At 42.6% G+C, this 15,705-nt stretch carries 18 protein-coding genes; 9 read left to right on the top strand and 9 right to left on the bottom strand.

The window, feature by feature from the left end; all coding sequences use genetic code 11:
* Positions 1 to 81: 81 nt before the first annotated feature.
* Complete coding sequence (locus QWZ17_RS19365; protein WP_290306950.1) at positions 82 to 852, top strand: SGNH/GDSL hydrolase family protein; 771 nt, start codon at positions 82 to 84, stop codon at positions 850 to 852.
* Positions 853 to 856: 4 nt separating this feature from the next.
* Here QWZ17_RS19365 and QWZ17_RS19360 read toward each other — a convergent pair whose 3' ends face one another.
* The 6 genes from QWZ17_RS19360 to QWZ17_RS19335 form a co-directional block, all read right to left on the bottom strand.
* Entirely contained in the window at positions 857 to 1,285 is a 429-nt protein-coding gene (locus tag QWZ17_RS19360; protein WP_290306949.1) for a VOC family protein, read from the bottom strand.
* A 4-nt stretch (positions 1,286 to 1,289) separates the two neighbouring features.
* Positions 1,290 to 2,141 (bottom strand): YitT family protein, encoded by an 852-nt coding sequence (locus QWZ17_RS19355; protein ID WP_290306948.1) that lies wholly within the window; start codon positions 2,139 to 2,141, stop codon positions 1,290 to 1,292.
* Positions 2,142 to 2,327: 186 nt separating this feature from the next.
* Positions 2,328 to 3,584 (bottom strand): aspartate kinase, encoded by a 1,257-nt coding sequence (locus QWZ17_RS19350; protein WP_290306947.1) that lies wholly within the window; start codon positions 3,582 to 3,584, stop codon positions 2,328 to 2,330.
* Positions 3,585 to 4,391, bottom strand: coding sequence for a DUF3298 and DUF4163 domain-containing protein (locus QWZ17_RS19345; protein WP_290306946.1), 807 nt, complete (start codon positions 4,389 to 4,391; stop codon positions 3,585 to 3,587).
* A gap of 3 nt (positions 4,392 to 4,394) precedes the next feature.
* Positions 4,395 to 4,862 (bottom strand): GNAT family N-acetyltransferase, encoded by a 468-nt coding sequence (locus QWZ17_RS19340; protein ID WP_290306945.1) that lies wholly within the window; start codon positions 4,860 to 4,862, stop codon positions 4,395 to 4,397.
* A gap of 169 nt (positions 4,863 to 5,031) precedes the next feature.
* Positions 5,032 to 5,721 (bottom strand): YggS family pyridoxal phosphate-dependent enzyme, encoded by a 690-nt coding sequence (locus tag QWZ17_RS19335; protein ID WP_290306944.1) that lies wholly within the window; start codon positions 5,719 to 5,721, stop codon positions 5,032 to 5,034.
* A gap of 44 nt (positions 5,722 to 5,765) precedes the next feature.
* Between QWZ17_RS19335 and QWZ17_RS19330 the strand changes: the two genes are divergently transcribed.
* The 4 genes from QWZ17_RS19330 (at position 5,766) to QWZ17_RS19315 (ending at position 10,294) form a co-directional block, all read left to right on the top strand.
* Positions 5,766 to 6,311 (top strand): DUF4296 domain-containing protein, encoded by a 546-nt coding sequence (locus tag QWZ17_RS19330; protein ID WP_290306943.1) that lies wholly within the window; start codon positions 5,766 to 5,768, stop codon positions 6,309 to 6,311.
* A complete protein-coding gene (locus tag QWZ17_RS19325) occupies positions 6,292 to 8,658 on the top strand; it encodes an endonuclease MutS2 (RefSeq protein WP_290306942.1) in 2,367 nt (788 codons plus the stop codon). Before QWZ17_RS19330 ends, QWZ17_RS19325 begins: the two co-directional genes overlap by 20 nt.
* A gap of 31 nt (positions 8,659 to 8,689) precedes the next feature.
* Entirely contained in the window at positions 8,690 to 9,058 is a 369-nt protein-coding gene (locus QWZ17_RS19320; RefSeq protein WP_290306941.1) for a VOC family protein, read from the top strand.
* Between the two features lie 150 nt (positions 9,059 to 9,208).
* On the top strand, positions 9,209 to 10,294 hold the full coding sequence (locus QWZ17_RS19315) for an SGNH/GDSL hydrolase family protein (protein WP_290306940.1): 1,086 nt from the start codon (positions 9,209 to 9,211) through the stop codon (positions 10,292 to 10,294).
* A 138-nt stretch (positions 10,295 to 10,432) separates the two neighbouring features.
* Here the strand turns inward: QWZ17_RS19315 and QWZ17_RS19310 are convergent, their stop codons facing one another.
* The gene (locus tag QWZ17_RS19310; RefSeq protein WP_290306939.1) at positions 10,433 to 10,999 is read right to left on the bottom strand and encodes a hypothetical protein; all 567 of its coding nucleotides are present in this window, start codon (positions 10,997 to 10,999) and stop codon (positions 10,433 to 10,435) included.
* A 246-nt stretch (positions 11,000 to 11,245) separates the two neighbouring features.
* Between QWZ17_RS19310 and QWZ17_RS19305 the strand changes: the two genes are divergently transcribed.
* From QWZ17_RS19305 to tnpA, 4 genes are all read left to right on the top strand, one after another.
* Positions 11,246 to 11,944: a CoA transferase subunit A gene (locus tag QWZ17_RS19305; protein ID WP_290306938.1), complete on the top strand. Its 699-nt coding sequence runs from the start codon at positions 11,246 to 11,248 to the stop codon at positions 11,942 to 11,944.
* Between the two features lie 167 nt (positions 11,945 to 12,111).
* Complete coding sequence (locus QWZ17_RS19300; protein ID WP_290306937.1) at positions 12,112 to 12,768, top strand: 3-oxoacid CoA-transferase subunit B; 657 nt, start codon at positions 12,112 to 12,114, stop codon at positions 12,766 to 12,768.
* A gap of 74 nt (positions 12,769 to 12,842) precedes the next feature.
* Positions 12,843 to 13,184, top strand: a complete 342-nt coding sequence (locus tag QWZ17_RS19295) for a superinfection immunity protein (protein WP_290306936.1) — start codon at positions 12,843 to 12,845, stop codon at positions 13,182 to 13,184.
* Positions 13,185 to 13,376: 192 nt separating this feature from the next.
* Positions 13,377 to 13,838 (top strand): IS200/IS605 family transposase, encoded by a 462-nt coding sequence (gene tnpA, locus QWZ17_RS19290; RefSeq protein ID WP_290306935.1) that lies wholly within the window; start codon positions 13,377 to 13,379, stop codon positions 13,836 to 13,838.
* 189 nt (positions 13,839 to 14,027) lie between these two features.
* On the opposite strand, the gene QWZ17_RS19285 is transcribed toward tnpA, so the two are convergent.
* Both QWZ17_RS19285 and QWZ17_RS19280 read right to left on the bottom strand, forming a co-directional pair.
* Positions 14,028 to 14,660 carry a uridine kinase family protein gene (locus QWZ17_RS19285; protein ID WP_290306934.1) on the bottom strand — a complete coding sequence of 211 codons (633 nt, stop codon included), beginning with the start codon at positions 14,658 to 14,660 and terminating at the stop codon, positions 14,028 to 14,030.
* On the bottom strand, positions 14,653 to 15,693 hold the full coding sequence (locus QWZ17_RS19280) for a DPBB and LysM peptidoglycan-binding domain-containing protein (RefSeq protein ID WP_290306933.1): 1,041 nt from the start codon (positions 15,691 to 15,693) through the stop codon (positions 14,653 to 14,655). Before QWZ17_RS19280 ends, QWZ17_RS19285 begins: the two co-directional genes overlap by 8 nt.
* Positions 15,694 to 15,705: the final 12 nt, after the last annotated feature.

Below are 15,705 nucleotides of genomic sequence, written 5' to 3'. Positions count from 1 at the left end.
AATTGTAAATATAACACTTTAAATAAAAGGCCTATATTTATTCCTGTTCATGAATGATCAAAAAAATAAAGAACGAGTTCAATGACTGTAGATAAAACAAATAAAAGGCGCAATTTTATTAAACAAGTTGGTTTAACCGCGTTGGGTACCATTGCCGCGTCACATGCTTTTGCCGCTCCTTTATCAAAAGTGTTTGATGATGGTAGTGCTAAAACCATCCTTTTCCAGGGCGATTCGATAACGGATGGCGGACGGTCATATGATAAGGATTGGAACCATATTATGGGGCAAAGTTTCCCATACCTTATATCGGGAAGGTTATGGTTTGATCATCCCGATAAGCAGATGATGTTTTTAAACCGGGGCATCAGCGGGCATACCGTCACCGATTTGCAGGCGCGTTGGCAAAAAGACACTTTAGATTTAAAGCCTGATATCCTGAATATATTGGTTGGCGTAAATGATGTTTACCATGTAATTCATAACATCAGCCCAAATACAACCGAACAGTTTAAAACGGATTACGACGCATTATTGAGCCAAACCAAGGCTGCGCTCCCGGATGTTAAACTGGTAATTTGCGAACCATTCATACTGCCCGTTGGCCAGGTAAATAATGACCTTAAACGTTGGCAGGATGAAATAACGCCCAGGCAAGCGGTAGTGAAAGAGCTGGCGCAAAAATATAATGCCGTTTTTATCCCCCTGCAAAGCATTTTTAACGCCGCACTAAAAAAGGCCCCTGCTGACTTTTGGATATGGGACGGTATACATCCCATGCCGGCCGGTCATGAACTGATAGCGCGTGAATGGGTTAAAGCGGTAAAAAAGAATTACGGTTTTCCCGGTTGATTAATTAAACCGCGAACAGCTGCCCGATATCTTTAAAAGCTTTAAACTCCAGCGCATTGCCCGATGGATCTAAAAAGAACATGGTGGCTTGTTCGCCGGGAAGGCCTTTAAAGCGGATGTAGGGCTCTATTACAAATTTAATATGGTGGCTTTTGAGTTTGGCTTCCAAGGCCGTCCAGTCTTCCCATTCCAACACCACACCAAAGTGCGGCACGGGTACATCATGGCCATCTACCGGGTTAAAGTGGTGTTTTGCTTCTTCTGCAGGTTTGGGTTTCAGGTGAATCACAAACTGGTGACCGTATAGGTTAAAATCTGTCCAATGGGTATCGCTGCGGCCTTCGCTGCAACCTAACACTTCGCGGTAAAACCTGCGGGCTTCTTCCAGATCGTAAACCGGTACTGCAACATGAAACGGTGTTATTTTGCTCATGGTATTAATGTAATCCTTTACGTTTTAAAAGTCCGCCGGTAGTATCATCAACACTTTGTTGTACAATAAATGCCTTGGGATCTATCCGTAATATGGTTTGTTTTAATGAGGGAATTTCCAGCCGGGTTGCCACGGTGAAAACAATATCGCGCGGGTCATTCACATGCCCATCTTTCCCATAGCCGCTTTTGCCCTGGTAAATAGTTACCCCGCGGCCAAGCGTAATGGTAATAGCCTTGCGGATGGCCTCGCTATGCATGGATACCACCGTAATGCCCGAATACTGTTCAATACCATTCAATATAAAGTCGATCATTTTGGCGGCTGCCATATACGTTAAAATGGAATACATTGCAGGCTCTACACCCAGAAAAAATGCAGCCAGCCCGAAGATCAAAACGTTTAACAACAATATAAAATCGCTTACTTTTAAGAGTTGGGTTTTACGACTGATCAACACTGCCGCTACTTCGGTGCCATCAAGCACTGCACCCCCACGGATAGCGAGGCCGCTGCCTGTACCGATAAAAACGCCGCCAAATACCGCGGTAAGCAGTTTATCGTGTGTTACATCCGGGAAATGGATTATTACCAGGCTTACCGATAACAAACCTATGGCTATGGTGCTTTTAATAGCGAAATATAAGCCCAATTTTTTATAGCCCAGCCAAAGAAAAGGTACGTTGATGATAAAAATAAGTACCGAGATGGGAATTACCGAAAGATCGGCTATCAGCATGGAAATACCCGTAACACCGCCATCAATAAAATGGCTCGATAACAGGAAGCCCTTCAAACCAAACCCCGCGGATAAAATTCCCAGCCCTATAGAAATGGAGTCTTTTACTATCTTCATTACCTTCATGCCCAAATATAGGGGATAAGGGGAGAAGTAGGGAATTGAAAATCGTTTAGATAAGCTTGAAAATTAACTTTAAGTCATCCTAAACTTGTTTCAGGACCCCATAAGATAGGTTTTCTGCATGGTGTACACTTAGCAAATGGGGTGCCGAAACAAGTTCGGCATGACGTTAGTAGTCTTTTACCTCACCACCACCTGAGCTGTATTCCTGCTGATTTGTTCCAGTAACACAAACTTACCCGCAGTTAATTCTTTTAATGAGCTATCTCCATAATGTCTAATGGTTATTAAACTTAAGCCATTGTTGTATTTTACTTTAAAATCCTGTTTCAAATCGGCAAGCAGCTTTTCAAAACGTTCTTCGTAATAATCGAAACATACTGAGAAACTTAATGCAGAGGTTTGCATTACGTTAACCTTTACCTGGTTTTTAGCCAAAAGGCCAAAAATATCGCTTAAATGATCTTCGGTGATAAATGAATAATCCTTAGCCGAAATAGATACCAATACCTGGTTTTGCTTAAGGATGATAACCGGTTTTTCAAATTTATTAATGCCATCTTCCTTAATAATAGTTCCCGAGGCGGCAGGATCTGTAAAGGATTTTACCAGCAAAGGGATTTTAGCGTTTTGTAAAGGTTTGATGGTTTTAGGGTGGATAACGCTTGCACCGTAATAAGTCATTTCAATAGCTTCGGTGTAGGATAACTCATCAAACTTTACGGTATCGTTAAAAAATTTGGGATCAGCATTCAGGATACCCGGAACATCTTTCCAGGTAGTAACCGACTCGGCACTTAAACAGGCCGCGAAGATTGAAGCTGTATAATCCGACCCCTCTCGTCCTAAGGTGGTAGTGAAGTTTTCAGATGTGCCGCCTAAAAAGCCCTGCGTTACAACGGGGCCTTTAGTGAGCATATTAGGTAAATCTTTATTGATGCTTTCGCGGGTTTTATCCCATTGTACGGTGCCTTCGCGGTAAGTATTATCGGTATGGATATAACCACGTACATCAAGCCACTGACTTTTTATGCCTGCTTTGTTTAAATAGGCTGATACGATGCGGGTAGATACTAACTCGCCGATAGATACAATCTGGTCGTAAATAAAATCGTAGCTATCGTGTGGTTCATCTTCGATGGCCCAGTCAATTTCTACAAAGGCATTCGCTACGTCATCAAAAACAGGGTGGCCGTTTTCAAAAAGCTGGTGCAATATATCAAAGTGATATTTTTTAATTTCTTCAAAAATATCGTGCATATCATCGGCCTGGTTAACGTAGGCCCTGGTCAGTTTTTCAAGCGCGTTGGTAGTTTTGCCCATGGCAGATACCACGATGAGCAACTGTTGATCTGTATATTGATTTACAACACTGGCCAGGTTAATGATGCCATCTGCATCTTTAACCGATGCGCCTCCGAATTTAAAAACAAGCATTTATTTAGCGAATTTAGCCACCACCGAATTTGGTTGCAGCAATGATTTGAGTTGTGTATAGGGGATAAACAGCTCGGTTTGACCGGCTGCATAGGGCTTAATTTCGTACTGGTTATAAATAAACTTCAGCCCGATCGGGGTTATCAAAAAGTTATCGTTCAGCGCGAATTTATTATCTTTAAAAAAGTAATCGCGCGCTAATGACGCGGTATCGCTTAGCTTTTCTTCTTTCCTGAAAATACTCTCGGCAATGATTTTAAGCTTACCGGCGTAACCGGCAGTAAAAAGATCATTTAGCGTGATGCTTTTATTGGCCTTGGTATTCCAGTTGATAAAGGTGGTGATTGATGCGCCGTGAGCGCCACCGGTATAGTTATAGCCGCCAATTTCTAAGGTGGTAATGCTTGAATCCTGCATCAATATCTTGGCGTAACTGTTAAGTTCATAAAACATACCAAGCCTTGGGTCGCTCTTTTTGGCATCGGCGTAGGCTTTCAAAAAGTTCTTGCTCATTTGTTCAACGTTGGTATCGGCTTTACCATCCATGGCAAATAAGCTGGTAAGTTTGCGGGCTACCGTATCATTCAGCTTTTGTTGACCGGTAAAAACCGGGTATTTAATATTGGGCACCGTGCAGGCACTATCGGGCTTATTGCCACAGTCGGCAGCGCGTTCATGTACGGTTTTGTACGTGTAAGTTAGTGTGTCTTTTACCGTGCCGTCATCCTTTTGACCCGAACCATTCCAATTACAGGATGTAGCTGAAAGCGCGACCCCAATAATCAATAACCTGCCGATGATTTTCATAATTTAAAGATTTTCCAGTTGCTCTTTTGAAATGGATACGTTGATCCAACCCGCATCAAAATCAGCTTTATATTTTTTGTAAAAATTGATGGCGGGTTCGTTCCAGTCCAAAACCTGCCAAACCATGCCGCTAAAGCCTTGCTCTTTAACTTCTTCAAACAATTGGGCAAACAAAAGTTTTCCCAGCCCCATGCCTCTGCTTTCGTCGGTAACTATTAAATCTTCCAGGTAAAGGCGGCTGCCCTTCCATGTCGAGTATCGCACATAGTAAAGCGCAAAACCCAAAATGCGACCGTCAACCTCAGCCACAAAAGCCTTCCAAACAGGTTTAGGCCCAAAGCCAGCCTCCTCAAATTCCTGTAAGGTAACAGTAACCTGCTCCGGCGCTTTTTCATATAAAGCCAGCTCATGAATCAGTTCCATCATGCGTGGGCAATCATCAATAGTGGCAACACGGATTTTTTTGTTCATTAGTTTATTAATTCATCAGTTCATTGGTGAGTTGCAGGTAACTTAATTAACCCAGTTAACCACTCACTCAATCAACTCCTTTTTCAATTCTGTAAATTCTTAAATTCTGTAAATTCTGATTCAGACAACCCAATCACCCCAATCAACCATTCACTTAATCAACTAACGGCTAATTATTCTTCCAATGCTTAATCACCCTTTTGCCAAATATGGTACTGCCCAGGCGTACCAGGTTACTGCCCTGTTCAATGGCCAGTTTATAATCGGCAGACATGCCCATCGATAAAATGCTAAAACTATCATCTTTTCTGAAATAGCTCACCTTAATGCCGTCAAAAAATGTCTTCAGCTCGTAATATTCCTCTTTAATTTGCTTTTCATTATCGGTATTGGTGGCAATGCCCATTAAACCGCAAATCCGTATGTTTTTAAGCAAGGCAAATTCTTCAGATCGTAGCAGTTCTATCGCTTCGTCAAAACCCAGCCCAAACTTGGTCTCCTCATCGGCAATGTAAATTTGCAGCAGGCAATCAATCACACGGTTGGCTTTTAGTGCCTGTTTGTTAATTTCCTGCAAAAGCTTCAGGCTATCAACAGATTGTATCATGCTCACAAAAGGGGCTATGTATTTTACCTTGTTGCTTTGCAGGTGCCCTATCAGGTGCCACACAATATCTTTAGGCAATTGCTCGTATTTTTCAACCAACTCCTGCACGTGGTTTTCGCCAAATAAACGTTGCCCGGCATCATAAGCCTCCTGTACTTCGGCGGCTGGTTTTGTTTTTGATACGGCCAACAATATTACCTTATCGGCCTCCGTTTCTTTTTTTAAGCCTTTGATGTTATCTGCAATGCTCATTTATCCTTAAATTTGCTTAATTAATTCAGCCGCTAAATTACAGAATGCATAAATATATAATCTTGTTTTTTTCAGTTACACTTTTTTGGTGCGGTTGTAAAAGTGATAGTGTGCCCGGTAAATTTATTCAGCCCGATGCAATGACGGGTTTATTAGTGCAAATTCATCTTATTGATGGCTCATTGTATAACGGTACGCAAGCACCCGATAGCCTGTACAAATACGGCATGGGCAAGTACCTGGATGCTTTCCGTAAATTTCATACAGATTCGGCCCAGTTTAGGAAAAGTATGAACTACTATTCGGGTGAACCTGATAAGTTGACGGCTATTTATGATAAAGTTGATAAGCAGATAAAAGCACTTAGCGATTCACTTAATGCCGAGCAGGCTAAAGAACGTACCCGGCAATTGAAAAAAGATTCGCTTAAAACCGATTCAACAAAAAAGGCAAACTTGCTGCATAAAATACCCGCGCAAAAAGCCGACTCTGTTAAGCAGGCCAAAACCAAAAAGGCGATGGATGCAAAAATAGATTCAATGAAAAAAATTAAACACACAACAAAACCTAATGCTGTACCCATTAAATAGTGTAGATAAGCTTGGGTTTACCGAAGTAAAAGAACTGATAAAAGCACATTGCCTGAGCGATATGGGTCGACAAATGGTCGACAAGATCCAGGTGATGAGCAATTTTGATTTGATAGCCAAGTTTTTAAGCCAGGCCAACGAGTTTAAAAATATTTTGGTAAACGATGCCGCACTACCCATTCACCATTTTTTTGATATAAAATCCCTGGCTAATAAAGCACGTATTGAAGGTGTTTTTTTGAGCGAGGAAGAGTTTTACCAGGTGCAGGCCTCCCTGCAAACCGTATTTGCCGTTATAGCTTACTTTAGTGAGCGCGAGGGCTTATACCCTAATCTGGAAGCCTTATTTGAACACCTGCCTATTGAAAAGGCTATCCTTAAAAAGATAGATGCCGTTATTGACCCGAAGGGAAAGATAAGGCCAAACGCATCGCGCGAGCTACAGGAAATTACAGCCGGTATTGCGAAGGCCGAGCAGGAAGCACGCAAAAAGATTGACATGATCTTTAAAAACGCGTCATCAAGCGGCTGGACGGCTGATGGATCGCTTACCGTGCGCGATGGCCGTTTATGTATCCCTTTGCTTGCCGAAAACAAACGAAAACTGAAAGGTTTTATTCATGATGAATCGGCATCGGGCCAAACCGTTTACATGGAACCCGAGGAGGTATTTACGCTCAATAACCGTGTGCGCGATCTGGAATTTGAACGTCGCCGCGAAATTGTAAAAATACTTACTGCCTTAACAAATGAATTAAGGCCTTATACGCCGCTTTTGCTATCGTACCATAGTTTGCTCACCAAGTTGGATTTTGTGCGCGCTAAGGCCTTGTTTGCCATAGATATTGAAGGCGATATGCCCCAGGTGGTAAACGAGCCAAAGCTTAAGTTATTCAATGCCCGCCATCCGTTGTTGTTCCTCAATTTTAAAAAAGAGCAAAAAACGGTGGTGCCACTTAATGTGCAGATAGATGAAGGTACACGCATTATTGTGGTGTCGGGGCCTAACGCAGGCGGTAAATCGGTTTGTATGAAAACCGTTGGTTTACTGCAAATGATGGTGCAGGCGGGGCTATTGATCCCTGCCGCCGAGGCCAGTGTGGTTGGGGTGTTTAAGCAGATGTTTGTTGATATTGGCGATGATCAATCCATTGAAAGCGATTTGAGTACCTACAGCGCCCACCTATCCAAAATGAAAAACTTTGTGGAGCAGGCCAATGGCAAAACGCTGATCCTGATTGATGAATTTGGTACAGGTACCGATCCGCAATTTGGCGGTCCAATTGCCGAGGCAGTGCTGGAATCGCTTAACCATAAAAAAGTGCGTGGCATGGTAACCACCCACTACAGTAACCTCAAAATATTTGCCAGCAATACTGAGGGGATTGAAAATGCCTCGATGCTGTTCAACAACGTGGAGATGAAGCCACTTTACCGGCTGGAAGTTGGTAAACCCGGTAGTTCCTATGCGTTTGAAATAGCGCAAAAAATCGGTTTACCACCAAACGTGCTTAACCTGGCAAAAAACAAGATAAGCGAAGGGCAAAAAAAGGTAGATACTTTACTGGTTGATTTGGAACGAGAGAAGCGCGAAATTTTTGAAACCAAGCAAAAACTGGATAAACAGCAACGCCGCGTTAACGAGCTGCAGGCCGAAAATGAAAAGCTGAAAAGCTACCTGGAAGAAAATAAAAAGGTACTCATTAAAGATGCTAAAGACCAGGCCAAAAACATTATCCTGAACGCCAACAAATTGGTTGAAAACACCATTGCCGAAATTAAAAGCAACAATGCCGATAAAGAGAAAACCCGTAACCTGCGTGAAAACTTAAACATCGAACTAAAAAAGAACACCGTTAAAGTTGAAGCGCCGAAGCCCAACCCGGCTGCTGTAGATGAAGAGTTGAAAGCAGGCGACTGGGTAAAATTAGTCGACTCTGAAACCACGGGCCAGGTGATTGAAATCATCAGAGATAACGTGGTGATTGCCATTGGCGATTTACGCACGGTAGCCAAAAAGAAAAAGGTTGAAAGGGTAAGCAAATCATCGGTCCCTAAGGAAATCAGGCGGAGTATGAACTCGCACACCAGCGATTTTGCCAGTTTTAGTCCGGAGATTGATGTACGCGGGCAGCGTACCGAGGATGCGTTGCATAATATTGAAAAACTGTTTGACCGTGCGCTGATGATGGGTTTTAACAACCTGAAAATTCTTCATGGCAAAGGCGATGGCATATTACGCAAAATGATACGCCAATATCTCAAAAAATACGACCAGGTTGACCGCATGGAAGATGAACACGCGGATAGGGGCGGCGATGGCATAACTTATGTTTATTTGAAATAAGTTAGTATATTTTCAAAATATTATAGAACCAATGGCCTTAAAGAACATTACCCCCATGTTATACACCCGTGAAGTACGGGCGACAGTCGATTTTTATATCAATAACCTGGGCTTTACCTGCGTGGGTTATGCAGATGATTGGAGCTGGGCCACGGTGAGCAGGGATGAAGTTGAGGTAATGTTTTCTTTACCTATTGAGCATGAGCCATTCAACATGCCTAAGTTTACAGGGTCATTGTATATCCGTACCGATAAGGTTGATGCCATTTGGAACGAACTTAAAGACAATGCCGTCATCTGTTATCCTATAGAAACCTTTGATTACGGCATGCGCGAGTTTGCCGTATATGATTATAACGGTTACCTATTGCAGTTTGGCACCCCGATGGATTTGGATTAGTTCATTGCTTCGCAGTCATTGGTCATTTGCTTCGCGTCATTGGCCATTGGTGAAAAAGTATAGTTAATTTAATAATATAGTCCTTTATCTTTAAGTCTTTACTCTTTTGTCTAACAGTCCAACTGTCCAACAGTCTAATAGTCCTAAAATATGCGTAAGATATACCTCATAGTTTTGTTCCTGGTTACCACTGGTGCGCTTTCAGACTGTAGGGCCCAAAGCCTGGTGCTTAAAAGTAAGGATGCCCACATTCGGTATACCGGCCGGATAAATCAAACTGACGAAGCGGCCGAGTTTTATTGGACTGGGTCTTCAGCTATGATTAATTTTAATGGTACCGGCGCATCGGTACTTTTGCAGGATGAGCGGGGGGATAACTATTTTACGGTAATAGTTGATGGTAAAGTAACCAACACTATTCATCTGGATAATACCAAAAGAACATACACCCTTGCCGAAGGCTTATCCAACGGTCCTCATAGCGTCGAAATTTTTAAGCGCAGTGAGTGGGAGATGGGCAAAACCATTTTTTACCAGTTTATTTTAGATAAAGGAGCCTCGGTATTAGCACCGCCGCCGGTAAAGAAACGCAAAGTTGAATTTTTTGGCGATTCCATTACCTGTGGTTACGCCGATGAGGATACCACCGGCAAGGATAGGGGTAGCGCTCCTTATGAAAACGGCTATATCAGCTATGCCGCCATCACCGCCCGCCATTACGATGCCTCTTACGTATGCACAGCTAAAAGTGGTATAGGTGTACTGGTGAGCTGGTTCCCGCTTATTATGCCCGAGCTTTACAACCGCTTAGATCCTACTGACCCAACCAGCATGTGGGATTTTAGCAAATACACGCCGGATGTGGTTGTGATCAACCTGTTCCAAAACGACTCGTGGATAACTAAAATGCCGGATAATCCGCAATTTAAGGAGCGTTTTGGCACCAAGGCTCCCGAGCCGGATCAGATTGTAAAGGCCTACCGCGAACTGGTTAAAAACATCCGCAAAAAGTATCCTAAGGCGCAAATACTTTGCATACTTGGAGCCATGGATGGTACTAAAGAAGGTTCGCCATGGCCGGGATATATTGAAAAAGCAGTCGCCGGCTTAAATGATAAAGCCATTTACACCCACATGATCCCCTATAAAAATACCCCCGGCCACCCCAGCGCCAAAGAACAACAGGCCATGGCCGATGATTTGATTGGGTATATGGATAAGAACATTAAATGGTGAGATTAAATGTGCAGATTTCAGATGTGCAGATTTCAGATGAAAAAATGATTTAAAAATCGGAATCTGTTTTAAATTCATCTTCATGTTTGAAATCTGCATATCTGCACATCATACCCTTCATCTGCACATCGCTCAAAATCACTCCCCCACCTTTTGCTGGTCCGGTACCTCGTTTGGCCCGGGGATGTTAGGTTGGTCGTCGCTTGTTTTTCCATCGTCATCGGCGGTGCCTTCCTGGTAAGGTTGCTGAGTTTGCGGATCGGGCTGTTTTTCGTCGTCGCTTGCTGTAGTTTCTCCGCTGTCTTCGTCCGATCTGCCGTTTTGCGATGCAGTCATTGTTCCGCTATAATTTGATTGCCCTAACTGTTTGGGGTCTTTAAAGTTATTATTTTCCGGATGTTCTTCAGCCGGTTGGGTTCGTCTAAAATATTCATTGTTATCCCCCGCCATTTGTGATGGATTTGCCGGGTCATTACCCGATGGCGTCAGGTTATTTTCGCCGAAATTTTGGCCCCCCATCCCATGTCCTTCCATCCCCGGTGCATCCTGTTTTTTCATATCCTCTTTTGAGGTGAAAAAACCGCGCTGCAAATCTTCTTCGGTAAGGTTGCTGTCGTCATCTATCTGGTAAGCATTAGGTTTACCCTGTGTTTGCTCGTTTTGAAGAACTTTCTCCTCACGGGTCTCGTCATCTCTTAATTCCATTGGTTTTTATAGTGTTGATGTAATAATTATAAGGCCTGAATTTTCTAATTGTTTTATTTATTTAATTACGGCGACATAAATACAATTGAGAATCAAGAATTAGGACAGCTTCGGCACGGTAAATCGTTGCTGTTAAATCAAATGCATTGTAAATACAAAATTTCCTGGTTACCCCATAAAATCTTAATTCTTGACTCTTGATTCCTGATTCTATTCACGTAGCTTTGATATAACCAATTATAAAACATGAATAAAGTAGTTAGTGGTGCCGATGAGGCCATCCGCGACATTGAGGATGGTATGACTTTGATGTTGGGCGGTTTTGGCATGTGCGGATTACCCGAAAACTGTATAGCCGCCCTGGTAAAAAAAGGTGTAAAGCAACTCACCTGTATCAGCAACAATGCCGGCGTTGATGACTTCGGTATCGGACTGATGCTGAAACAGCGGCAGGTAAAAAAAATGATCTCCTCCTACGTAGGCGAAAACGCCGAATTTGAACGGCAACTGTTAAGCGGTGAATTGGAAGTGGACCTGATTCCCCAAGGAACCCTTGCTACCCGTTGTATGGCAGCCGGCTACGGCATGCCAGCTATATTTACCCCCGCCGGCGTAGGCACCGAAGTAGCCATCGGCAAAGAAGTAAGAAACTTTAACGGCAAAGATTACCTGATGGAAATGGCCTTTGATGCCGATTTCGCTATTGTAAAAGCCTGGAAAGGCGATACCATGGGCAACCTTATCTATAAGTCGACAGCCCGCAATTTTAATCCGGTAATGGCCATGGCCGGCAAAATCACCATTGCCGAAGTGGAAGAGTTAGTTGAACCTGGCGAGTTAGACCCCGATCATATTCATACACCGGGTATTTATGTGCATAGGATTTTTAAGGGAGTGAATTATGAAAAGAGGATTGAACAGAGGACGGTGAGAAAGAAGGAGTAAGGACAAAGGAACAAGGACAACTACCCTGTTATTGATGAAAAGTGTAAGTCATGCCGAACTTGTTTCGGGACCCCACGGAACAGGTAATTAGCATGAAGTACATTTAGCAAGTGGGTTGCCGAAACAAGTTCGGCATAACTTCATCAACAATTCAAATTAAAAGATTTATGTTAGACAAACAAGGCATAGCTAAACGCATCGCCAAAGAGATAAAAGACGGGTACTATGTAAACCTGGGTATTGGCATTCCCACACTGGTGGCTAATTACATTCCCGAAACTATGGATGTGGTTTTACAATCAGAAAACGGGTTGCTGGGTATGGGGCCTTTTCCGTTTGAGGGGGAGGAAGACCCTGATTTGATTAACGCTGGTAAACAAACCATTACCATGCTGCCCGGCTCGGCTACTTTTGATTCTGCCATGAGCTTTGGCATGATCAGGGCCAGGAAAGTTAACCTTACTATTTTGGGGGCCATGGAGGTGTCAGAAAACGGCGATATAGCCAATTGGAAAATTCCCGGAAAAATGGTGAAAGGAATGGGCGGCGCTATGGATTTGGTGGCCTCGGCCGAAAATATCATTGTAGCCATGCAGCATGTAAATAAAGCCGGAGAATCTAAATTACTCCCCAATTGCACCCTGCCGCTTACAGGAGTACACTGTGTTAAAAAGATTGTGACCGAATTGGGTGTATTTGATGTACTGCCGCAGGGAGGTTTTAAGTTATTAGAACGTGCCCCGGGCGTCAGCGTGGAAGAAATTATTAATGCAACTGCCGGGAAATTGCTGGTAGAGGGGGAGATACCCGAAATTTTAATTTGATAAAAAATAAATTTTAAATCAAATCATATCTTAAAATTGTTAACTTGCGTATAAGTACAAAAGTTTACATTGATATGATAGGATCTTCTGAATTGATACTACTGTTTGTATTTCTGGTAATTATAACACCGATTTACTTTTTGCCGTCGATTTTGGCGTGCGAAAAATGTAACTACAGGACTGTTTTGCTATTGAACATCTTTTTAGGGTGGACTATCATCGGCTGGGTAATTTCGCTGGTATGGGGCCTCAATACCGATAAAGATCCACTTAGAGCATACCGCTCAAACACCGCCGATTGCTGTCCCAAAGTAGAAGCCGAACTCATCCGTCTCAGGGATATGTTCAACACTGGTGCCATCAACAAAGAAGACTACCACAACCAAACACGGGAATTGATTGGGAACAGGATTTAATTTTTGAATTTGAGGATTTGAAAATAGTTTTGATATAACAGTATTCACCACAAAATTATTCGATAGAAATGTCCCGTAGGGACAAAAGCTTTGTAGAAATAATGTAAGCCTCATTTTGGAGTCCCGTAGGGCCTCGACCTAATCGCCATTTCGACATATATTTTAATTAAACCCTCGTGCCATTTCAACCTTATGCCTAACACCTTTTCCCAACTTTATATTCATTTCGTATTTGCCGCTAAATACCGTGCTTCATTATTAAATACCGATTGGGATGAGCGACTGCGCTTATACATCACTGCTATCACCCAAAATCACGGGCATAAAATGCTTGCCATTAACAATATGCCCGATCATCTGCATATGTTCGTCGGCCTAAACCCAAATCAATCCATTTCAGATCTGATGCGAAAGGTTAAAGGCGATTCCTCCGAATGGATCAATAAAGAAAAATTAACATTGGGGAAATTTCAATGGCAGGAAGGCTACGGCGCTTTTAGTCATAGCAGGTCGCAAATAGACCAGGTGGTGAAATACATATTAAGTCAGCAGGAACATCATCAAAAGAAAACCTTTTTAGACGAATACCGGGAAATGTTAAAGAATTTCGATATCCCTTTTGAAGAACAATACATTTTCAGATTGCCCGAATAGTTTGTCAGGTTTTGCACCTACGGAGCAAAATTCTTGTGGTTTTGTTTGCTACAAAGCTTTTGCTCCTATGGAGCAGGAGAAACTGGTGGTTTAATATTTTGGCATATACCGTCGAAACTCTTATTGATATTAAACTAATGAATATCCACCTGAAAAATCATTTTCAAATTCTAAAATCCTCAAATTCTTTTAAAATAGCCTCTTCCTCAAATCTGCTGAAATCTCTTCCGTTACCGCGATGATATCATCGGCAACGTGGGTATTGTTGGTGATTATTTTATCACACTCGTATTTATAAGGCAACAGGAACTCTTTGTAGGCCGGTACAACATGGTTTTCCCATTTATACATCACATCATCGTGCGAATAGCCGCGCTCTATTAAATCACGTTTAAGGCGACGTTGAAGGGCTACCTCATCATCAGCTTCAATAAATATTTTCATATCCAGCATGCCGGCAATTTCCTTAAAGTGAAGGATAAACAATCCTTCAACAATGAGTATCGGCGCAGGCTTTATTTCAAGCACCTTGGGTATAGCATCGGGATTATTGAAGGTATACTCATGTTTGATGATTGGCTCTTTGTTTAAAAGCTTACCAATATCATCATGAAAATGCCGGTCGTCTATAGTTGATGGCAAATCGAAGTTGTACAGCTTATTTTCCTCCTTGGTCATGTTATGGGCCACGGGGATGTAATAATCATCCTGCGAAACAAGTGATACTTCTTCGGCAGTAAAATGCTCCAAAAAACACTTCAAAAAAAAAGTTTTGCCAGACCCGCTTCCGCCGGCAATCCCAATAATATATGGTTTATTCATTCGGACTACCGTAGCTGATATTTACGTTAATGCGTTTATCTAAAGCGCCTAATGCATCGGCGGTATTTTTGGTCATTACAATGAGTACGTTTTTGGTAGCCTCGCTATCCGTAAACCGGCCTACTACTTTTGCGTAAGTGGTATGGTTATTCATGGGGTTGGTAATTTTAATTACCGTGCCAATAGGAGCGGTGCGGTGTAAAACCAATTCTTTTTTAGGGTCAAGACTGGTATCATCAATCCAGGTAGCTACGCCTTTTTCATTCTTTTCATATAAGCCAAAACGATTGGCTTTAAATTTGGCATCAGCACCAGCGGTATCCGTAGCCATGGTATTTGAATCCGGTTTTAAAGCATCCTGTTTTGCTACCGGGCGATCTTCTGGCGGCATACCGGTACGCACTTTAATAATCTGATCGGCTTTTAGGTCGTCGTTAGGCAAATTATTAAGCGTACGAATGTCATCAACAGAAGTATTGAAACGTTTGGCAATAGAAAACACAGTTTCGCCGGCCGATACTTTGTACTGTTGAACGTTATCTAAATTAACAGCCGCAGTTGTTTGCTGTGCTGGAGTGGATGCTGGTGTAACCGGTTTTGGAGCAACGGCAACCGGCTGTTGTACAGCAGGAGCTGGTTGTTGGGTAACCGGCGGCGTTTGTACCTGCGGTTTGGTAACCGCTGGCTGTACCTGTGGTTTTTGCTGAACTACAGTTTGTTGCACAGCGGCTTTAGTTTGTTGTACCTGCTCTGCAACCTGGGCTGTCGAACCATCAAATGGCAAATCGGTAGGTACTTTAACGGTACCGCCAATTTTAAGTGGCGCGTTGTTGTTGAACTGAATAATGGCTTTCGGGCTCACTTTATAGCGGCGACCTATCGAGTAATAATTGTCTTTAGGATCAAGTTTGTGAAGGATAACTTTTTTGCCGTTTTGATTTTCAACACCGATAGAATCTTTGGCGGTGTGGGCGAAAAGTGACGCAGAGATGGTTAATAAAGGAGCGATCAATAAAAGGATCTTTAATTTCATAATATGTTACAA

Origin of the sequence: Mucilaginibacter flavus, from assembly GCF_030409315.1 — a bacterium.
Classification (GTDB): domain Bacteria; phylum Bacteroidota; class Bacteroidia; order Sphingobacteriales; family Sphingobacteriaceae; genus Mucilaginibacter; species Mucilaginibacter flavus.
Note: the sequence above shows the minus strand (reverse complement) of the source record. Positions and strands in the feature narration are given on the sequence as shown.